Source organism: Neorhizobium sp. USDA 3394, from assembly GCF_056280385.1.
Window position 1 is genome coordinate 1,560,901 of the sequence record NZ_JBWCDU010000002.1, and the last position, 18,140, is coordinate 1,579,040.

An 18,140-nucleotide genomic window follows, 5' to 3' on the forward strand; every position below is an offset into this window, starting at 1 on the left:
AGATATTTCAGGCCATCGCCTTCAGGGCGCGCTTGACCATCTCGGATGTGGTCCGGACGTCTTCGACATAGCGGGCGACCGCCTGCTCCACCGCGCGCGCCTCCGCATGGGTGGAACGCACGAAGCGTATCCGGCTGCCGATGCGGGCCTGGCCAAGCCGCCACAGGTCGCATTCGATCACGCCGGCAATCTTCGGATATCCGCCCGCCGTGTTCGCATCGCTCATCTGGACGATCGGCTCCCCACCGGGCGGAACCTGGATCACTCCGGGTACGATCCCATGGGAGCGCATCTCGATCGACGCCGTTGGCTTGATGGGCTCACCCGAGAGACGATAGCCCGTGCGGTCGCTGCGTGAAGAAATCTTCCAGGTCTGGCTCCAGAAGGCGTCGCCGTCATCGGGAAACAGTGCATGCTCACCACCGGGCAGGGCACGGACCGGCAGTGTCCCGTCAACGAAATCCGGAAAGACGTCCCGGAGCGCTACGGCAGGCTCGATGACGGCCAGGCCGTTCGCCGGCACCGGGGCAAAGTCGGCGCTGTTACCAAGCGCGAGCCGATCGCCCTTTACCAATGGCCGGCCGGCATTCCCGCCGAAGCTGCCACGCAGGGATGTGCTGCGCGATCCCATCACCGAGGGGATATCCAGCCCCCCGCCGACGCAAACATAGGCGCGCGCCAATGTCGGAGGATGTTTCAGCTCGAGCACCTGTCCGGCCTCCGCGGTATAGGCGCACCAGGGAAGCAATTTTAAAGCATCCAGCATCGGATCGCCATCGGCGCCCGTGACCGCAAAGACAGTCCGCCGGTCGAAACGCAGGCTGAACGGAAAGGTCTGCACCTCTATCCCGGCCGCATCCTCGTCATTCCCGACAAGAATATTGCCGATCCTCATAGCAAGCGGATCCATCGCGCCGCTGGCCGAAACGCCGATGTCGCGATAGCCCGGTCGCCCGAGATCCTGGACCGTATTGAAAGGGCCGGTTTCCACAATCTCGATCATAGCTCGATCCTTGCCGGCACGAACCGCACCGTATCGCCCGGCGCCATCATGGCCGGCGTGGACGAGGTCGGGTCGAACATCTGCAACTCTGCGAAACCTATGGAATTCCAGCCGTTCGGGCCGGTGAGCATTGCAACGCCGGTCTGCATGCCGCCGATGGTCACGCAGCCCTTCTCCATCTTCAACGACGGCACGGTCTTGCGCGGCATGTAGATGCGCTGATCGAGGCCATGCAGGTAACCGAAGCCCGGAGCGCTGCCCAGGGCGAAGACCCGGTAGGTCGCTTCGTGATGAATACGGACGATCTCACGATCGCTGAGCCGGGCGAGGTCGCAAAGCGCGGGCAGATCCACCGCGTGCTCCCCGCCATAGTGAACAGGGATTTCGATGGTCTTGCCCGCCAGATCGATGCTGCGGGCATTGTCCCATGCCTCCAGCAGCCGCGCCACGACAGTATCGGGATCCTCCGGCGCTTCCGCGAATATCGCCAGCAGGTTGGTCATTCCCGGAACGATTTCGGCGATATCCGGCCAGCCTCTGAGCGTCTGCGACAGGGCCCAGATCCGGCGCTGTGCGGCGAGATCGAATTCTCCGGGCGCTTCGAGCAGGAAGGATCGGGCTCCGATCGAGGAGACGCGAGCACGACCTTGGGCGGCGGGTACGATCTCGCGCAGCGGCATATGGTTGTTCAATGTTGCAATCATGATTGAGGCTCGACCTCGAACAAGGGATCGCCGAAGCCGACCAACGCATCGGGCTCGGCAAGCTGCCTAGTGAGAATACCCGCACGACCGGCGCAAAGCGGAAGCAGGATGGGGCCGACGCGAAGGAAGCCGAGGATATCTGCGGCGGAAACCGATCGCGGCAGACGGTCGGCGGCTACCGATCGCGATGAGCTGCCCGAGCAGAAATGGCCGGCCATCGGCGCCTTGACGACCACCGGCTGAGCCGCCGAGACCGGTTGCGCTGTGCTGCTTACATTGATCCGGGCCTCTTCCCCCGTCGCTACAACGATGCGCAACTGCCCGCCGGGCCAGGAGATTTCCAGGCCACTCACCCCGGCTGCCGTCAGTGCATCGGTCAGGAGCGCGATGGTCGTGGGATCGCTGAAATCGATCGCACTCATGGCGCTCTCCGCTGTTTCAGCCATTGCTCGAGATAGTGGATATCCGTCTCGCCGCGCGCGAACGCGCTATCCTCGAAAAGCGCGCGCAGGAAGGGAATATTGGTGGAAATTCCGTCCACCCGCGTCCCGGCAAGCGCCTCGCGCATCCTCGCCATCGCCTCCGCGCGCGTCGGCGCATGAACGATCAGCTTGGCGATCAGCGAGTCGTAATAGGGCGGCACCTTGTACCCCGCATGGATATGGGTATCGACCCGGATGCCAGGCCCTTCGGGCAGGGTGAGGCCGGTGATGACGCCTGCCGACGGCAGGAAAGTATCGGGATCCTCGGCATTGATGCGGCATTCGAAAGCGTGGCCCGCGCAGTTCACATCAGCCTGGGCCAGATCGAGCCGATCGCCCTGAGCGACCTTGATCTGCGCCTGGACGATGTCGATCCCACTTGTCATCTCTGTGACCGGGTGCTCGACCTGAAGCCGGGTGTTCATTTCGATGAAATAGAAAGCGCCATCCTCGTAGAGGAACTCGAAGGTTCCGACGCCCCGGTATCCGATCTGGCGGCAGGCCTCGACGCAGGCCCTCCCGACCGGCCCGATCACCTCCGGCGCAATCCCGGATGCCGGCGCCTCTTCCACCACCTTTTGATGGCGGCGCTGCATCGAGCAATCCCGGTGCCCGAGCCAGACTGCATTGCCATGGGTGTCGCAAAGGACCTGGATCTCGATATGGCGCGGATGCTGGAGGAATTTTTCCATATAGAGCGACGGCGAGCCGAAAGCCTGCCGCGCCTCCTCCCGGGTGAGCGCCACCGCCTCTTGCAGCAGCCGGGCCTCCGGCACGACTCGCATGCCCCGCCCACCACCACCACCGGCAGCCTTGATGATGACGGGATAACCGATCTCCAGTGCCAGGCGCTCGATGGCGGCCGTACCCTCGGCAAGCGCCGTATCCGGCCCGGGGACACAAGGAACTCCGGCGGCGATCATTGCCCTCTTTGCAGAAATCTTGTCGCCCATCGCTTCGATCGATGACGCGCTCGGACCGATGAATGCCAGTCCGGCCTTTTCGACCGCATCGGCGAATGCGGCGTTTTCCGACAGAAAACCATAACCTGGATGGATGGCGCCAGCGCCCGTCAAGCGCGCCGCCAGAAGAAGAGCATCCTTGTTGAGGTAACTTTTGGCCGCGCTCGAAGGGCCGATACAAAGGGCGCTATCGGCGGTCCTGCCATAGGGCGCCTGTCGATCCGCCTCGGAACAGACGACGACAGTCTTGAGACCCAATGCCCGGCAGGCTTTCTGGATCCTGGTCGCGATCTCCCCGCGATTGGCAATGAGAACCGTATCGAAACGCGGACGACTGTCGAACGTCTCCGGCATCACGCGATCTCCGCGAGCAGATCACCCGTCTCGACTTCGCCGCCGTCGATTTCGGTCAGGCTGACAATGCGCCCGGGCCGCGGTGCGGCGATCTTGTTGAAGACCTTCATCGCTTCGATAATGAACAGAGTCTGCCCCTCCGTCACCTCGTCCCCAGGCTTGACAAACGGCCCCTCGCCCGGTGCCGCACTGCGATGCAGCACGCCGGACACCGGCGCTTTTACGGGAATGACCGACGCCTGGCCGACAGCCGGCAACTCGTCAGGCCCCAAGGCGATCAACGCATCCGCAACCGGCTGCTGCCCCCGCTCCAAGCCAAGGGAGGGCTCCCCCGCCGTCGGCTGCGACCGGAAAATCCGAACCGTCAGGTCCTTTTCGGTCACCGTGAGTTCGGTGATGCTCGATCGACCGACAAAGTCGATCAGGGTCTTGATCTTCGAGAGGTCCATATTCGCGCTCGATATTTCAAATGCCGTCGCGCGCTTTTGCAGATTGGTCGCGTGATACGGTAACGTTCCGTAACACGATCGGGCCGCCGATGGGGTCAGACGAACTTTTGATGGACTGCCTCAGCCATGCGAAGCGTTGATACCTCTGGAACGACCGGCACATAAAGCCATAACGACCGACGCTGGGTAACACACACCTGCAGAATCGGACCCTGCAGATTGCAGATCAGCGAAAACGGGCAGCGGACAGCGCTGATAGATCGATGGCACATTCGCGCCCAGCGATCAGGCCTGCAACCAGTGCGCCGCTAACCGGTCCGGATGCAAGGCCGACATGACCGTGGCCGAACGCATGAACGATATCTTCGGAAGACCGTGAGAACCCGATAACCGGAAGGCCGTCCGCAGTCGAGGGACGATGCCCCATCCATCGATCGATACTCTTGTCCTCGGATATATCCGACAGTGCCGGATAGGTTCCCTTCGCGTGTTTCAGCAGGATATCGGCGCGGGTCCAGTTCGGCCTTTCCTCGACACTTGCCAGTTCGACCTGTCCGGCAATGCGAAGTCCGGCAAGTGTCGGATTGTTGCCCATCCTGCCGTCGCTTGGCATGATCGGCATCTCCCCCTTGGCCAGATGATGAGGGATGACCACGTGGTAACCGCGTTCGCTTTGCATCGGGATTGTGTCACCGCCGAGCGCTGCAAGCTTTTTCGAATGTATTCCGGCAGCGATGACGGCCCTGTCGCACGCCACGATGCCAGCCTCTGTCCGGACACCGGAAAGCCGATTGCCGGCTAGACTGAAACCGGTCGCCCTTGCTGTGATGCGCCGGGCCCCGAGATCCACCGCATGATCCACCATCGCGGCGACATAGCCTCCCGGATCCACACAATGACCTCCATCCTCGACGAAGGCAGCAAAGGAGTAGCGGGATGAAAGATTCGGCTCGAGTTCGTGCAGTTCGGCCGACGATAGTTCTCGATAGGAAACGCCATTGTCGCGCCGCAGGCGCCACGCAAAAGCCTCGGCCTCGAAAGCCGCGCGATCCTGGTACACATAGAGCAGACCCTTGCGCCGGATTAGATCCGGCCGTCCGATCTTTTCTGCCAGTGCCGCATGCCGGGCCGGAGCATCATGCAGCAGGCTCGCCAGAATTCTCGCTGTCCGCTCGACCTTGGATGCGGTCGAACCGGCCAGCATGAACCGCAGCAACCAGGGCGCGAGGCGCACCAGATGCCGCCAGCGGATGGTCAGCGGCCCGGAAGGGTCAGCAAGATAGCCGGGCACCTTCCTCCAGAGGCCGGGCATCGACATCGGGATGATCGAGGCAGGGCTCAGCCAGCCGCTGTTGCCATAGCTCGCTGCGTGGCGGCCGCCGGGCTGTTTCGGTTCGACGATGGTAACCTCGTGCCCGTCCTTCAACAACTCGAGTGCTGTCGATGCACCGACGATACCGGCTCCGATGACCACTACATGCATGACGTTTCACTCTGCGTGACGGGAATAAGCCGGTTCATTCCTGAAATGCCTCTTCACGGACGGCTTTGATCTTCGGCAGGGCGACCACGGCGATGGCGAGCACAGCCAGGACAAGCAGACCTGCCGAAATCGGACGATCGACAAAAACGCTGGGATTGCCGCGTGCGAGGAACATCGCCCTACGAAAATTCTCCTCCATCATCGGCCCGAGAATGAGGCCCATCACCAGCGGTGCCGGATCGCAATCGAGCTTGGCGAAGACGTAGCCGGCGACGCCGAAGGCGCCGAGCAGCCAAATATCGAAGACCGAGTTGCCGAGCGAGAAAGCGCCGAGCGAGCAGAACACCACGATAGCCGGAAACAGATAGTGGAAAGGCATCGTCAGCAAGCGGGTCCAGACGCCGATCAGCGGCAGGTTCAAGACCAGCAGCATGACATTGCCGACCCACATCGACACAATGACGCCCCAGAACACATCCGGATGTTCGGAAATCAGCGTCGGCCCCGGTGCGATACCCTGCATGATCAGGGCGCCGAACATCAAGGCCATGACGGCATTGGCCGGCAGGCCGAGCGTGAGTAACGGCACAAACGAGGTCTGTGCACCGGCATTGTTGGCGCTCTCCGGCGATGCGACGCCTTCGATCGCACCGCCGCCGAAACCTTCGGGCGGGTTGGCAACGCGTTTCTCGACGGCATAGGCGGCGAACGCGGCGAGAAGCGCACCGCCGCCCGGCAGAAGTCCCAGCACCGAACCGATCCCCGTGCCACGAAGGATCGGCGCAACCATCCGACGCCAGTCTTCCCGCGACGGGATCATCGAGAAGAATGGTGCGTTGATGGCCGTACGGCTTTCCGGGGTTTCCAGATCCTTGATCAGCTCACCGATGCCGAACAATCCCATCGCCACCACGACGAAATTGATGCCGCTCGACATCTCTTCAAAACCGAGCGTGAAGCGCGGCACGGCGGTTTGCACGTCCTGGCCGACAAGACCGACCAGAATGCCGATGAAGACCATGGCAAGCGCCTTGGGCAGCGATCCGCGCGAAAGCACGACCGAGGCGACAAGCCCGAGGATCATCAGGGAGAAGTATTCCGCGGGGCCGAACAGCAATCCAATCTCGGCAAGCGAAGGCGCAAACAAGGCCAGTAACAGCGTGGCGACGGTGCCAGCAAAAAAGGAGCCGATCGCCGCTGTCGACAGTGCCACGCCCGCGCGTCCGTTGCGGGCCATCTTGTAGCCGTCGATCGCCGTCACCACGGAGGATGCTTCGCCGGGCAGATTGAGAAGGATGGCGGTCGTCGACCCCCCATATTGAGCCCCGTAATAGATGCCGGCCATCATGATGAGCGATGTCACCGGTTCAAGTCCGATGGTGAAAGGCAGGAGGATAGCCATGGTCGCGGCAGGGCCGAGGCCTGGCAGGACACCGACAAGGGTCCCGAGCAGCGTGCCCATCAGGCACCAGAACAGGTTCGTCGGCAGGATTGCCTGGTCGAAACCGAGGAGCAGGGCGTTCAGCGTCTCCATGTGATCTTCCTTAAAACCCGAACCAGGGGCCGATGATGGCAATCGGCATGCCGAGCCCCTTGATGAAGGCGAGGCTGCAGGCCGCCCCGAGTCCGAGCCCGTACAATGCCGATTTCACCGGCTGCAAAGGACGTGAGGCAAACGACGATATGAAGCAGCAAGAGAAGACCGCCGGCAGCAACCCGCCTCCGCGAACGACGAGTCCGAACACCACGATCGCTGCGATGATGAACATGACCTTCGAGGAATAAAGCCGCGGTCGTTCCTTACCAGCGCCATGTCTCTCGGCCGTAAAGGCGACAATAACGCCCATGGCGATCAGGGCCGAGGCGACCAGGCCCGGAAATGCACCGGGGCCGATCTTGCGCCATGTACCATAGGAGAGATCGAGGCTGCCCAACAGGAAAGCGACGCCGATCAATACGAACAGGAGCCCTGCAATCAATTGCGAATTGAGACGCGAGGTCATGGGCATTCCTCTCAGTTGGACGTTTTCGATCGCGGGTCGGGAACCAGGTCCGGCGGGCGGTAGGCTCGCACCTCCGGCGGCGTGCCGATGAAACGGGAAATCTCGACAAGGCACGAGTTCGGGCTTGGCCCCTGTGCGAGACGGGAAGTTCCATGATCCGGCGTCAATACATTCGGATTGCCGTTCAGTTCCAGCGAACCCGGCTTTGAGGGATCCGCCGGATCGAACCATGCGCCTGTCGCCAACTGCACGACGCCGGGCATGACGGCATCGGTAATGGCAACCACCGCCAGGCACGCACCGCGGGCGTTGGAAATGCTCACCACCTCGCCTTGCGCCAGTCCACGCGCCGCGGCGTCATCGGGATGAATGCGCACCGGCTGACGGCCGCCGCTTTTGGTCCGGCGCGACGGTGCGGCATGGTCCCACTGGCTGTGCAGCTTGTCATGCGGCTGGCAGGACAGGAGATGCAGTGGATAAATGGCCGACAGTTTGCCTCCCAGCCATTCGACCGGTTCCACCCACGCCGGATGGCCAGGGCAATCGGCATAATCGAAGCCGGCAATGAGCTCCGAGGACAGCTCGATCAGACCGGAGGGCGTGCGCAGCGGATGGGCAACGGGGTCCGCGCGGAACGCAGAAAGGAAAGGCCGAGCCTCGGTTTGGCTTTCCACCTCGATCACTCCCTTATTCCGGAACGCGGAAAACTCCGGCAAGGAAATGTCGCGTGACGCAGCGTTTGCCTGCGCCTCGGCATAAAGCTTCTCCAGCCATTCGGGCTCGCTCAATCCGCCCGTGAATGAAGCTTCAGTCCCCAGCTTCTGGGCAATGCGACGAAGGATCTCGTGATCCGAGAATACGTCCGCAGGTGGCGCCGCCGTCTGTGTCGAATATCCGAGAAAACTGTCGCGGCCGCTTGCAACCAGATCGTCCCGTTCCAGGAATGTCGCAGCCGGCAATACGATGTCGGCATGCCGGGCGTTGGCATTCCACCAATGCTCGTGGACAATGATCGTTTCCGGCCTCTGCCAAGCTTCGACCAGCCGATGAAGATCCTGATGATGGTGGAAAGGATTGCCGCCAGCCCAATAGATGAGCCTTATTTCCGGATAGATCCGCTTCTGGCCGTTGTAGTCGTATTCCGCGCCCGGCGACAGCAGCATGTCGGCAATCCGCGCGACTGGAATGTAGTCGGAAACGGCATTCTGACCTTGGGGTAGCGACGGCCATTTCACGGCCGGCGCCGGCTGGCCGATGCCCGATATGGATGCATAACCGAAACCAAATCCTCCGCCAGGCAGACCGATGCGACCCAGCAGCGATGCCACCGCAATTGCCGCCCAATAGGCCTGTTCACCATGGTCGGCGCGTTGCAGCGCCCATGCCATCATGATGAAGGTTTTTTTCGTGGCCATTGTCCGGGCAAGGGTGAGGATGTCCTGCGCTTCAAGGCCGGTAATGCGGGCTGCCCAGGCGGCATCCCTGACGACGCCGTCCACCTTTCCGAACAGATAATCCCGCAATGTCTCAAAGCCGACGGTGTAACGTTCGACGAAACCTGCGTCGTGACGATCTTCCTGGATCAGCGCATGGGCGATGGCCAGCAGCAGCGCGGTGTCCGTCCCGGGTCTGAGAGCCATCCATTCGGCATCGAGTTCGCTTGCGGCATCATCCCGGACGGGTCCAACGTTGATGAAATGGGCGCCAGCGTCCTTGCAATCGAGGAGATACTGGCGGGTCTCATGGCGGGCAACGCCACCGGCATTGACCTGAGCATTGCGAAGCGGCGTGCCGCCGAACATCACGATCAAGTCCGCATGGCCGACGATCTGGCTCCATGGACTGTGGCCGGAGATCAGCCCATCGGTAGAACCGATGACGTGCGGCAGGATGACCTCTCCAGCGGCATAACTATAGGTCTGGACGGAACGAACGGAACCGCCATTCATGTTGAAAAAACGCTTCAGCTGGCTTTGCGCGTGATGAAATCGTCCGGCGCTCGACCAGCCGTAGGAACCGGAAAAAATCGCGCCGTTGCCATGTTCGTCCCTGATGCGGCGGATTTCGCCGGCGACAAGGTCGAGCGCTTCATCCCAGGAAACCTCGACAAATGCCTCGGCTCCCCGCCGGCCGGCACGATAACCGGGTCCATTTTCAAGGAAGGACCGCCTGACTGCTGGCTTGAGAATGCGGCATGGCGCAAGTCTGTCAGCTGGAAGCTCCTGGCCGAATTGAACGGGGTTTGGATCGCCCGACGTCGGACGAATGCCGCCTTGCAAGCCATCGTGAGTGTAGAAACCCCAATGGGTTCCGACATGGCGCTGACCTGTCGAAGGCTCCGAATGTTGCGCGATTCTCGGAGCCTTCGTCATCTTCATTCCACCTTGATGCCGGCGGTCTTGACGATCTCGCCGTAACGCTTTGTCTCGTCGATCACGAAGGTCCGCAGATCGGCGCTGTTCTTGTACATCGGCTCAAAGCCGAAGACCGTCAACTTGTCCTTGAATTCAGCGGAGGTGACAACATCCTGCAGGACCTTGCCGAGATATTCCGCCGCCTTTGGATCAAGATTTTTCGGCGCCCAGACTCCATACCAGGAGAGCATTTCCAATGCAGGCATGCCGCTTTCCGCAACGGTCGGAACATCCGGTGCCAGGGCCGAGCGGGTCAGGCTGGTCACCGCAAGCGGCTTCAGCCGGCCAGCCTTGACATGCGGCAGGGACGACAGGATCGGGTCGGCGATCAGTTGCACCTGGCCGCCAATCATGTCGGTAAGTGCCGGACCGGCTCCCTTGTAGGTGACTACTTCTGTATCGACGCCAGCTTTACCCTTCAGGACCTCCACAGCCAGATGACCCGCCGAGCCATAACCGGAGGTGGCGAAATTGTAGGAATCCGGATCCGCCTTCACCTCGGCGAAGAATTCCTTCAGCGTGTTCGCCTTGTCCGACGGATTGGTGGTGATCAGCAGCGGGCCAGCCGCGATGCCGCTGATATGCGTGAAGTCATTGACAACGTCAAAAGGCACGTTCTTGTTGATCAGCGGCGTGACCACGTGGATCGACGCATTCAGCAGCAGGGTGTAGCCATCGGGAGCAGCCTTGACCACATCGGACGAACCGACCACCCCGCCGGCACCGCCCGCACGGTTGTCGACCACGAACGTTTTGCCGGTCTTGACCGAAAGCGTGGCGGCAAGAACCCGTGCAACGCCGTCGACGGCACCGCCCGGCGGATAAGGCACGACAATGGACACGGGCCGGCTGGGATAGTCGTCCGCCTTGGCAAGGCCGGCCACTGGCAGCGTCATCGAAAGAAAAAGCAATGCTGTTCCGAAGCGGTTCATGGATGGATTCCTTCTGGCTCCAAGAGGATGTATGCAGTCGAGAGTCATTGTATGCGTCGTCCGATACTTTGGCGGCGGCGACCGGCGTGAGGTAATCCGCTCGGTTCACGCCGTCAGAACGTTCCGGGATATTGCCCGCCATCGATCAGCAGGTTCTGAGCAGTGACGAAGCCGGCATTAGCCGAGCAGAGGAAGGCGATGTAGGCGCCAACTTCTTCGGGGCGTCCGTAGCGGCCAGCCGGATTCTGTGCCGCGCGGGCGGCCCAGATTTCCTCGAAAGAGCGGCCGCTTTCCTGAGCAAGCACCTCGACATGTTGCCGCTGGCCATCCGAAGCGACAATGCCGGGGAGCATATTGTTAATCGTCACATTGCGGGCGATCGTCTGCCGAGCCAGGCCCGCGACGAACCCGACGAGACCGGAGCGCGCCGCATTGGACATGCCAAGCTCGGCCTGGGCGATCTTGACGCTTCGCGACACTATGTTGACGACACGCCCGAACTCACGCTCCATCATTCCGTCGACGGTCAGGCGCATCATGTCGATCGGCGTCAGCATCATCCGATCGATGCCGCGCAACCAGTCCTCACGAGACCAGTTGCGGAAATCGCCCGGCAGTTCGCCATCGGCGTTGTTGACCAGGATGTCCGGTTTTGGGCAGACAGACAGAACGGCTTCACGTCCGGCAAGCGTGGTAATATCGCCGACGACGGTGGTGACGCGGGCGCCGGTGACGGCTCGGATTTCCGCGGCTGTCGCCTGCAGCGTTTCGGGCGTGCGGGCGATGATGGTCAGATCCACATTCTCCCGTGCGAGAGCCATTGCGGCGGCCTTACCCATGCCCCGGCTTGCGCCGGTAACGATAGCATTCCGACCCGAGATCCCGAGATCCATCGGCCGGACCTCAGGCGGCCAAGGCCGAAGCAGGCTGCAGCTTCCAGCCGTATTTCTTGTCGAGGCCGAGATCCTGGACGATGCGAATGCCCTTTGCGAGCGCTTCGCCTTCAAGGCCGGTCAATGGTCGCCGCAATTCGCCCGCCGGCAGTCCGACGGCCTTCATCAGCGATTTAACGGCTACCGGATTGATGGCCGAGTAATTGTAGTGCAGCAGCGGCAGAAGATTCAGATAGGTGTCGCGGAACCCTTCGGCTTCGACATAACTCGTCCACGGACGCGACATCACCGCCACTTCGGCCGGCGCAATATTGCCGCCCATGTTGGCGGTGCCATGGCCGCCAAGGCTCATTGTTGGAACGACAAGGCCGAGATTGGGGCTGTCGCAGCACATGACCGAAACATCCGGACGCGCGGCGAGAACCTGGGCAACCTGGCCGACACGCGCGGTGGATTCCTTGTGAATGACGTAGTTGGGATGTTTGAAGATGCGCAGCAGGTGATCCCAGTGCAGGTCGCTCTTGACGCGCGGCGGATTGTTGTAGAGCCCGAGGGGCAGGTCGGTCGCGTCGGCGATTTCCAGGAAATAGGCTTCGATGTCCGCTTCCGGGGCGCAGATATACGCCGGAGCGGCGAGAATGGCACCGTCTGCGCCGTTATCCTTGGCGAACTTCACATTTTCAATCGTGACGTCCGTATTGTTGCCGGTGCAGCCAAAGAAGATCGGCATGTTGGCCGTTTTCATTTTCGAGGTCTCGACGATGATCTTCTTCTTCTCGTCGGCCGACAGCATGGATACCTCGCCGGTCGAACCCATGATCAAGACGGCAGAGGTGCCGTTCTCCTCGTGGAAGGAAAGCAATGCGCGGAATGCCCCCATATCGACGGCGCCTGACTTGTCAAACGGGGTGATCAAGGCAACGAAGGATCCGGTGATCCTGGGGGCAGCAACAGTCATTGCACGGCTCCGTGAAATGTTAAACGATGTTTGAAACATAATTTCAGACGGGATGGAGTCAATGACTATAATTGGTCAATTTGCTCAAGAATCGAGCAGCGACGAGTGACTTTGAAAAAACCAGCATGCAAGTGAAGGGATAATTGGAAAGACCGTCTAACCTTGAAATAGATACCCCGGTCCTTTTTCTCAAAAGGGAATAAAAAAGATAATTATCCAGCATAGATCCGAATTTAAACAGAACCGAAATATATCCTATCCTGAGCAGTCTCTACCTGTAAGTTCTGAGTTCAGCGTCATTGCCCGACGGCAGGCGCCTGGAATCCGGTGCAGATAAACCGCGAGAGCTGACGGATGATCTCTTCGTCGTCATCGGTATCGCAAAGACCGCCGGACAGTTGCTTGAGACGGTGAGATGCCGGATCTGAATCGATCAGAACCTGCATGATGGCGCCAATCGAAAAATTGTAACGCCAGAAAATATCGCGGCGCTGCATATTCGGCAGCGCGCGACTGAAGGCGTCGATAAAACGGAACACGGCAGGATCGACGCGGCGTATGAAAAAACGATTGGTCGATTCACGCGGCCGCGAACGGACCTGCAGGATCAGCCGTGTCAACGGACGGGCGCCCGAGGCATCGCGGCTGAACTGGACCATCGGTCGGACAAGAGCCCCGACGACATCCTCCAAAATCGGGAATCCCGGCCGGGCTGAAGCCTCGCATTTTTCCAAAGCCTCTATACGGGCATGGGTATAGGGCTCCATCATCAGGTTAAGCACTTCGCTGACGAGTTCTTCCTTGGAGCCGAAATAGTAGTTGACGGCGGCAACATTCACATCCGCCCGCCTCGTGATGTCGCGAACAGTCGCCAGATCGAACCCCTGCTCAATAAACACTTCGCGCGCGGCCGCAACAATACGCTCTCGCGGCTCATCCGCGTGATCGACCTTTGACGTTCCGTTATATGCCTTTTTTGTCATGCATCCAAAATTCTCTGCTTCGTGACTATCGTCGTCGTTTTGTAGCGGACCAACGGGAGCCATCAAGTGCAATTTTGGGGAGCAAGAGCGTTTGTGGGGTCGTCATGAAGCTTGGCACGCCTCGCTTTGCTCATGATTGTCGTCGGTCATGCCGGGATATCGTTGCCGCAAGGCTTGACGAGCGAGCGTTCGAAGGATTGGCGCCCATCTGCGGCAGAAAGTGCAAAACACCCATGCCGAGCCAGGCTGCAATGGCTGGATGACCTGCCGCGAAGAAGGACAGGTTCAGCGTTCGAACCGCTCCAGCATCCTCTTCAGCTGTGCATTTTGCAGCCGAAGCTTGCGCGCCAATTGCTCCCGGAGCAGCCTGATCTCTTCGTCAAGGCTGATCGCATCGTCAGAAACGGCGGGAACGCCTGGAGAGGGTGGCGGAACGGCCTCGATCGTTTCCGTTGCCTTGCCCCGCCTGCTGCGCTTTCGCGTTGCACCTTCGCCAACCTGCGAGGTTGTTCGTGTTTCGCGTGCGACCGCCGCCGCGTCATCGGATAAGGCCGGATCAGCCGCCTCCGCAGACCCGGCGTTTTCGCTATCCGCCTTGCCATGGAGAGTTCTTGCCGTTTGGGAATGATCCGGGTCCGCTGACATCGCCTCCGATTGTTCGTCGGCGACGGGCTTTTCGTCGACCGGAGGCGCCGCGGTGTTCAATCCGTTATCCGCAGCCGTTTCAGTCGGCTTGGCGATGGCCAACAGCTCCGGCTTCACATCATCGGTCGAGCCGTGTTCCTGTGTCTGTTGACGTCGCGGCGACACCAGCCGAGCCAGAAGTTTCCATGGAGACGCCATTTTTTCGACCTCGTATTCTACCCCGCATGCAGGCAGCGGGCAAAGGCGTTGGCGGCAGGACTAGCCGCCGCCAATATGTTCGTTTCAATAATCATGAGAATGCGGCCAGCGCTTGACCGGCTGCTAACGATCAACCGAGGTTGAGCCGCTTTCGCAGATCGACATTTTCAGCACGGAGCTTCTCGGCCAGCAGCTTGCGCAGTTTTTGGTTTTCCTCTTCCAGCTGTAGAAGATCCGCAAACTCATCGACTGCCGCCGTCGAAGGAATAGCCGCTGCCTGCACGGCCTTCGGAGCCCGCTTGACAGGCGCACGTTTGGCGCTTGTCGCACCGTCGTCGGACTTTGCCTTGCGTCCTCTCTTCGGCTTTCCAACTGCGGCATTCGAAGCCGCTGCCGGTTGCGCCGAAACCGCTGCCGAGACGGTTTCAGGTACCGCCTTCCTGGCGCGAGGTTTGCGCTCCTTCTTGGGTACAGCGGGCGCCGCTACGGCCGGCGTATCAACATCAGTCATCGTATTGTTTTCGTCGGCCATTCTGGTCTCCTGTAAAGCCGGTACATTTGTCTGCTGCTCCATCGGCAGTGTCAACAACGCCGAGGCCTGTTCTTCGCCGGTGAAAACCCTCTCGCTGCTGATGACCTCAGACGTTCCGGTCAACAACGGCGTTGCCTCGTCCTGCAGATCCTGCGCAACGGACCTGAGATCCATGTCCCCCCAGATCGAATTCGGATTGGAGTTCACTTTTCGCCGACCAGATCTGTATTCGACGGCAAAGCTGCGCTGGACTTTTTTCACTTTGAGAGGCCTTGGGTGTCTGCGGTGATGTTTCGGCGATGTTTCAGCATCGCAACAAGTCCTGCAGATAACCGCTATCGCCCCGGCGGTCCACCCCCCTGGTGATGCCCGGCCACGGGATCGCCGTCGCAGCGACCCGCCTTCCTCGTGAGCTTAGGCTATCGGGCGGCTTTGATTGGCGGCTCGCTGCCTTCCGGAAGCGGGCTCCGATACGCCAGCCCGCCCCGTCGTCCATGCAATTCTTTCCTGGCGCGCGCCAGCAATTCAGGATCGACAATCGCCCTTGCACCTGTTGCCGCCATCACCTTGGCGGCCGTCACCATGGCCTTGTGGGCGGCCGGCAACTTGCCTTGCGTCACGGTCTGCCAGGCATGGAACGGCGTACCGATCGCCGCGGTCGCCGTCAGGCACTGCGCGGTGGGTACGACCCAGCTGACATCGCCCACATCCGTCGAACCGAAAAGCAGGCCGGGCTGTTCCGGCAGCGGCAGAATCCCGTCATGCAGCGATTTCGGATAATCGGCTGGCCCGCCAAAGGCTTCGGCGCTGGCGCGGACATCGTCATCCGTCAATGCGGCGGCGCGTAGCCTGTCGGCAAAGTCGAAGTCCGCAGCATCAAACCCGGGGGCACCCAGTTTCTCGAACTGCTGATGCATCGCCTCCTCCAGGGCCCGGTTCGGGAGGATATTCGAAGTGGCGCGGTCGAAAACCATCTCGACCTTCGTCTCGGTCATGAGGGCCGCGCCCTCGGCGATCTTGCGCACGCGCTCGAAAAGGCTGCGGACATCGCTGAGCCTGGGTGCGCGGACCAGGTAGAGACCCTCCGCGGAAGCCTGAACGACATTGGGAGAGATGCCGCCGGTCTGGGTAATCGCATAATGCACACGGGCGTCCGAGGGCATGTGCTCGCGCATATAGTTGATGCCGACATTCATCAACTCGACGGCATCGAGAGCGCTGCGACCGACCTGCGGGCTCATCGCGGCATGCGCCGCACGACCGCTGAAGCGGAAATAGGCCTGAATATTGGCAAGCGTCGAGGAGGACATGACGGCGTTGTAGACGCAAGGGTGCCAACAGAAGGCGGCATCGAGATCATCAAATACGCCTGCACGCACCATGTATGTCTTGCCCGATCCCCCTTCTTCGGCGGGGCATCCATAATATCGGACCCGTGCCTTCACACCGCTTTCGGCCAAGGCGTCGCGCAGGGCGACGGCCGCAAGAAGCGAAGCAGCGCCCAGGAGATTGTGATGGCATCCATGGCCATTGGCGCCCGGCTCGGCAGCCCGCTGCTCCGTGATGCCGGCTTCCTGCGAAAGACCGGCCAGAGCATCGAACTCTCCCAGGAACCCGATCGTGACCTCACCCTCACCTGCCTCGGCCATGAAAGCGGTCTTCATTCCCGCAATATCGCGGGTGACACGGAAGCCTTCGGCTTCCATGGCGGCGATATGCTCCTCGACTGAGCGGAATTCCTCGAAACGCAGCTCCGGCATGCCCCAGACGCGATCGCTGAGATCGATAAAGGCCTGAGCCTTGGCGTCGGCGCAGCGTGCAATATGGTCGGCATCGAGAACGTCGTTGCGCCGTGTCGCTTCAGCCTTGTCGTCCTGCATATCGATCATTCCTCGATCACTTGAGAATATCGGCGCCTGCGCAGGCGAGCAGCACGGCCAGTCCGACGGACATTTCCGGAAGGGTCGTCGCCGGATCCACATCCGTCCACTCGTTCAGCGTATGGGCGTCGCCGCCCTTCCCTCCCCACGACAGGGTAACGGTCGGAACACCGAGGCTCATGGCGACATTGGCGTCCGTCGAAAACGAACTGAACACCGGGGTCCGACCAATCGCTGCAATGGCAGCGGCCGCGGACCGCGTCAGTTCACCGTCGGCGGTGACCCCGGCAGGCCGATCGCCGATCAGCAGGATCTCGACGGCAATTGAGCCCTTCTCGATCGAACGGCTGTCGTTCTCGACATGGCAGGATTGCAGCACGATCTCGTGAAAGCGGGTATCGAGATCCGCCAACTCGGATGCGGAATTGGAACGCAGGTCCACCATCAGCGAAACCTCCGCAGGAATGGCGTTGACGGAACTGCCGCCTTTGATGACCGTGGAACTGCATGTGGTCTTCGGGTCGTCCGGCAGCGAAAGACGGCCGAGTTCGACAACGGCACGTGCTGCGGCAATCATCGGATTGACGATTCCATGGTCGGCAAAGCTGTGGCCACCCGGTCCTCGGAACGTCACCTGGTAACGTTTCGACCCCGTTCCTGCGGAAACGATGGTATCGGCCGGGGTCGGGCCATCGAGGCATATGAGAGCGGCAATGCGGTCACGATAGGCGCTGTTGGCGAAGAAGTGCCGCATGCCGCGCAGATCGCCCTCGCCTTCCTCGCCAACGGTCGCCAGAACGAGAATGTCGTCCCGACTCTCTATTCCGGCGCCATCGAGAGCACGGAGATAGGCCAGGATTGTTGCAAGGCCACGGGTATTGTCGCCCACGCCCGGCGCGGATAGACGAAAGCCCTCGTGCCGGACTGTAACATCGGTCCCCTCGGGAAACACCGTATCGAGATGAGCGGAAACGGCGATCATGCGTCCGCCCGAAGCCTTGCCTCGGCGAACTCCCGTAACATTGCCGATGGAATCGATCGCAACGTCCTCCAGACCGGCAGCTTCGAGCATGTCCCGGTATGTCCGCCCGCGGGCCTCCTCCTTGAAGGGAGGTGACGGAATTTCGGTGAGCGTCACAAGCTCGCTGATGAAACGGTCATGGGTTTGTGCGAGAGAGCTCGTCGCAGCCCTGAAAGACGCGCTGGCGAGGAGCGCCGGGATCGCAGTATCTCCGGCGGGCTGGGCGGTTTTGAAGGTTTGCATG

At 61.0% G+C, this 18,140-nt stretch carries 17 protein-coding genes; all 17 read right to left on the minus strand.

Going from position 1 to position 18,140, the window contains the following annotated elements:
• Positions 1–7: 7 nt before the first annotated feature.
• On the minus strand, positions 8–1,003 hold the full coding sequence (locus tag ACZ9EJ_RS28980; protein WP_046642056.1) for a 5-oxoprolinase subunit C family protein: 996 nt from the start codon (positions 1,001–1,003) through the stop codon (positions 8–10).
• Positions 1,000–1,707 (minus strand): 5-oxoprolinase subunit PxpB, encoded by a 708-nt coding sequence (gene pxpB, locus ACZ9EJ_RS28985; protein WP_046642055.1) that lies wholly within the window; start codon positions 1,705–1,707, stop codon positions 1,000–1,002. Before pxpB ends, ACZ9EJ_RS28980 begins: the two co-directional genes overlap by 4 nt.
• On the minus strand, positions 1,704–2,129 hold the full coding sequence (locus ACZ9EJ_RS28990) for an acetyl-CoA carboxylase (protein WP_046642054.1): 426 nt from the start codon (positions 2,127–2,129) through the stop codon (positions 1,704–1,706). Before ACZ9EJ_RS28990 ends, pxpB begins: the two co-directional genes overlap by 4 nt.
• Positions 2,126–3,505, minus strand: a complete 1,380-nt coding sequence (gene accC / locus ACZ9EJ_RS28995; protein ID WP_046642052.1) for an acetyl-CoA carboxylase biotin carboxylase subunit — start codon at positions 3,503–3,505, stop codon at positions 2,126–2,128. The genes ACZ9EJ_RS28990 and accC overlap by 4 nt, the downstream gene beginning before the upstream one ends.
• Positions 3,505–3,954, minus strand: a complete 450-nt coding sequence (locus tag ACZ9EJ_RS29000) for an acetyl-CoA carboxylase biotin carboxyl carrier protein (RefSeq protein WP_046642050.1) — start codon at positions 3,952–3,954, stop codon at positions 3,505–3,507. Before ACZ9EJ_RS29000 ends, accC begins: the two co-directional genes overlap by 1 nt.
• Positions 3,955–4,180: 226 nt before the next feature.
• On the minus strand, positions 4,181–5,437 hold the full coding sequence (locus tag ACZ9EJ_RS29005; RefSeq protein ID WP_046642049.1) for an NAD(P)/FAD-dependent oxidoreductase: 1,257 nt from the start codon (positions 5,435–5,437) through the stop codon (positions 4,181–4,183).
• 34 nt (positions 5,438–5,471) lie between these two features.
• Entirely contained in the window at positions 5,472–6,971 is a 1,500-nt protein-coding gene (locus tag ACZ9EJ_RS29010; RefSeq protein WP_046642048.1) for a tripartite tricarboxylate transporter permease, read from the minus strand.
• A gap of 10 nt (positions 6,972–6,981) precedes the next feature.
• Positions 6,982–7,440, minus strand: a complete 459-nt coding sequence (locus ACZ9EJ_RS29015) for a tripartite tricarboxylate transporter TctB family protein (RefSeq protein ID WP_046642047.1) — start codon at positions 7,438–7,440, stop codon at positions 6,982–6,984.
• Between the two features lie 11 nt (positions 7,441–7,451).
• Positions 7,452–9,812, minus strand: coding sequence for a molybdopterin-dependent oxidoreductase (locus tag ACZ9EJ_RS29020; protein WP_046642083.1), 2,361 nt, complete (start codon positions 9,810–9,812; stop codon positions 7,452–7,454).
• 2 nt (positions 9,813–9,814) lie between these two features.
• Positions 9,815–10,786, minus strand: a complete 972-nt coding sequence (locus ACZ9EJ_RS29025; RefSeq protein ID WP_046627608.1) for a Bug family tripartite tricarboxylate transporter substrate binding protein — start codon at positions 10,784–10,786, stop codon at positions 9,815–9,817.
• A 113-nt stretch (positions 10,787–10,899) separates the two neighbouring features.
• Entirely contained in the window at positions 10,900–11,679 is a 780-nt protein-coding gene (locus ACZ9EJ_RS29030; protein ID WP_046627609.1) for an SDR family NAD(P)-dependent oxidoreductase, read from the minus strand.
• Between the two features lie 10 nt (positions 11,680–11,689).
• On the minus strand, positions 11,690–12,637 hold the full coding sequence (locus tag ACZ9EJ_RS29035) for a 4-hydroxy-tetrahydrodipicolinate synthase family protein (RefSeq protein ID WP_046642046.1): 948 nt from the start codon (positions 12,635–12,637) through the stop codon (positions 11,690–11,692).
• A gap of 296 nt (positions 12,638–12,933) precedes the next feature.
• Positions 12,934–13,620, minus strand: coding sequence for a TetR/AcrR family transcriptional regulator (locus ACZ9EJ_RS29040; protein ID WP_046642045.1), 687 nt, complete (start codon positions 13,618–13,620; stop codon positions 12,934–12,936).
• A 285-nt stretch (positions 13,621–13,905) separates the two neighbouring features.
• The gene (locus tag ACZ9EJ_RS29045; protein WP_476100342.1) at positions 13,906–14,463 is read right to left on the minus strand and encodes a hypothetical protein; all 558 of its coding nucleotides are present in this window, start codon (positions 14,461–14,463) and stop codon (positions 13,906–13,908) included.
• Between the two features lie 130 nt (positions 14,464–14,593).
• On the minus strand, positions 14,594–15,256 hold the full coding sequence (locus ACZ9EJ_RS29050) for a transcriptional regulator (RefSeq protein ID WP_476100344.1): 663 nt from the start codon (positions 15,254–15,256) through the stop codon (positions 14,594–14,596).
• A gap of 158 nt (positions 15,257–15,414) precedes the next feature.
• The gene (locus tag ACZ9EJ_RS29055) at positions 15,415–16,875 is read right to left on the minus strand and encodes a M20 family metallopeptidase (RefSeq protein ID WP_046641272.1); all 1,461 of its coding nucleotides are present in this window, start codon (positions 16,873–16,875) and stop codon (positions 15,415–15,417) included.
• Between the two features lie 16 nt (positions 16,876–16,891).
• A complete protein-coding gene (locus ACZ9EJ_RS29060) occupies positions 16,892–18,139 on the minus strand; it encodes a M20/M25/M40 family metallo-hydrolase (RefSeq protein ID WP_046641229.1) in 1,248 nt (415 codons plus the stop codon).
• Between the last annotated feature and the right edge of the window lies 1 nt (position 18,140).

Excerpts from the sequence above, each read along its gene's own strand:
- ACZ9EJ_RS29025 (WP_046627608.1), bottom strand. The coding sequence starts at position 10,786 with ATGAACCGCTTCGGAACAGCATTGCTTTTTCTTTCGATGACGCTGCCA.
- accC (WP_046642052.1), bottom strand. The coding sequence starts at position 3,505 with ATGCCGGAGACGTTCGACAGTCGTCCGCGTTTCGATACGGTTCTCATT.
- ACZ9EJ_RS29060 (WP_046641229.1), bottom strand. The coding sequence starts at position 18,139 with ATGCAAACCTTCAAAACCGCCCAGCCCGCCGGAGATACTGCGATCCCG.
- ACZ9EJ_RS29055 (WP_046641272.1), bottom strand. The coding sequence starts at position 16,875 with ATGCAGGACGACAAGGCTGAAGCGACACGGCGCAACGACGTTCTCGAT.
- ACZ9EJ_RS29000 (WP_046642050.1), bottom strand. The coding sequence starts at position 3,954 with ATGGACCTCTCGAAGATCAAGACCCTGATCGACTTTGTCGGTCGATCG.
- ACZ9EJ_RS29030 (WP_046627609.1), bottom strand. The coding sequence starts at position 11,679 with ATGGATCTCGGGATCTCGGGTCGGAATGCTATCGTTACCGGCGCAAGC.
- ACZ9EJ_RS29005 (WP_046642049.1), bottom strand. The coding sequence starts at position 5,437 with ATGCATGTAGTGGTCATCGGAGCCGGTATCGTCGGTGCATCGACAGCA.
- ACZ9EJ_RS28980 (WP_046642056.1), bottom strand. The coding sequence starts at position 1,003 with ATGATCGAGATTGTGGAAACCGGCCCTTTCAATACGGTCCAGGATCTC.
- ACZ9EJ_RS29040 (WP_046642045.1), bottom strand. The coding sequence starts at position 13,620 with ATGACAAAAAAGGCATATAACGGAACGTCAAAGGTCGATCACGCGGAT.
- ACZ9EJ_RS28990 (WP_046642054.1), bottom strand. The coding sequence starts at position 2,129 with ATGAGTGCGATCGATTTCAGCGATCCCACGACCATCGCGCTCCTGACC.
- pxpB (WP_046642055.1), bottom strand. The coding sequence starts at position 1,707 with ATGATTGCAACATTGAACAACCATATGCCGCTGCGCGAGATCGTACCC.
- ACZ9EJ_RS29035 (WP_046642046.1), bottom strand. The coding sequence starts at position 12,637 with ATGACTGTTGCTGCCCCCAGGATCACCGGATCCTTCGTTGCCTTGATC.
- ACZ9EJ_RS29020 (WP_046642083.1), bottom strand. The coding sequence starts at position 9,812 with ATGACGAAGGCTCCGAGAATCGCGCAACATTCGGAGCCTTCGACAGGT.
- ACZ9EJ_RS29045 (WP_476100342.1), bottom strand. The coding sequence starts at position 14,463 with ATGGCGTCTCCATGGAAACTTCTGGCTCGGCTGGTGTCGCCGCGACGT.
- ACZ9EJ_RS29010 (WP_046642048.1), bottom strand. The coding sequence starts at position 6,971 with ATGGAGACGCTGAACGCCCTGCTCCTCGGTTTCGACCAGGCAATCCTG.
- ACZ9EJ_RS29015 (WP_046642047.1), bottom strand. The coding sequence starts at position 7,440 with ATGACCTCGCGTCTCAATTCGCAATTGATTGCAGGGCTCCTGTTCGTA.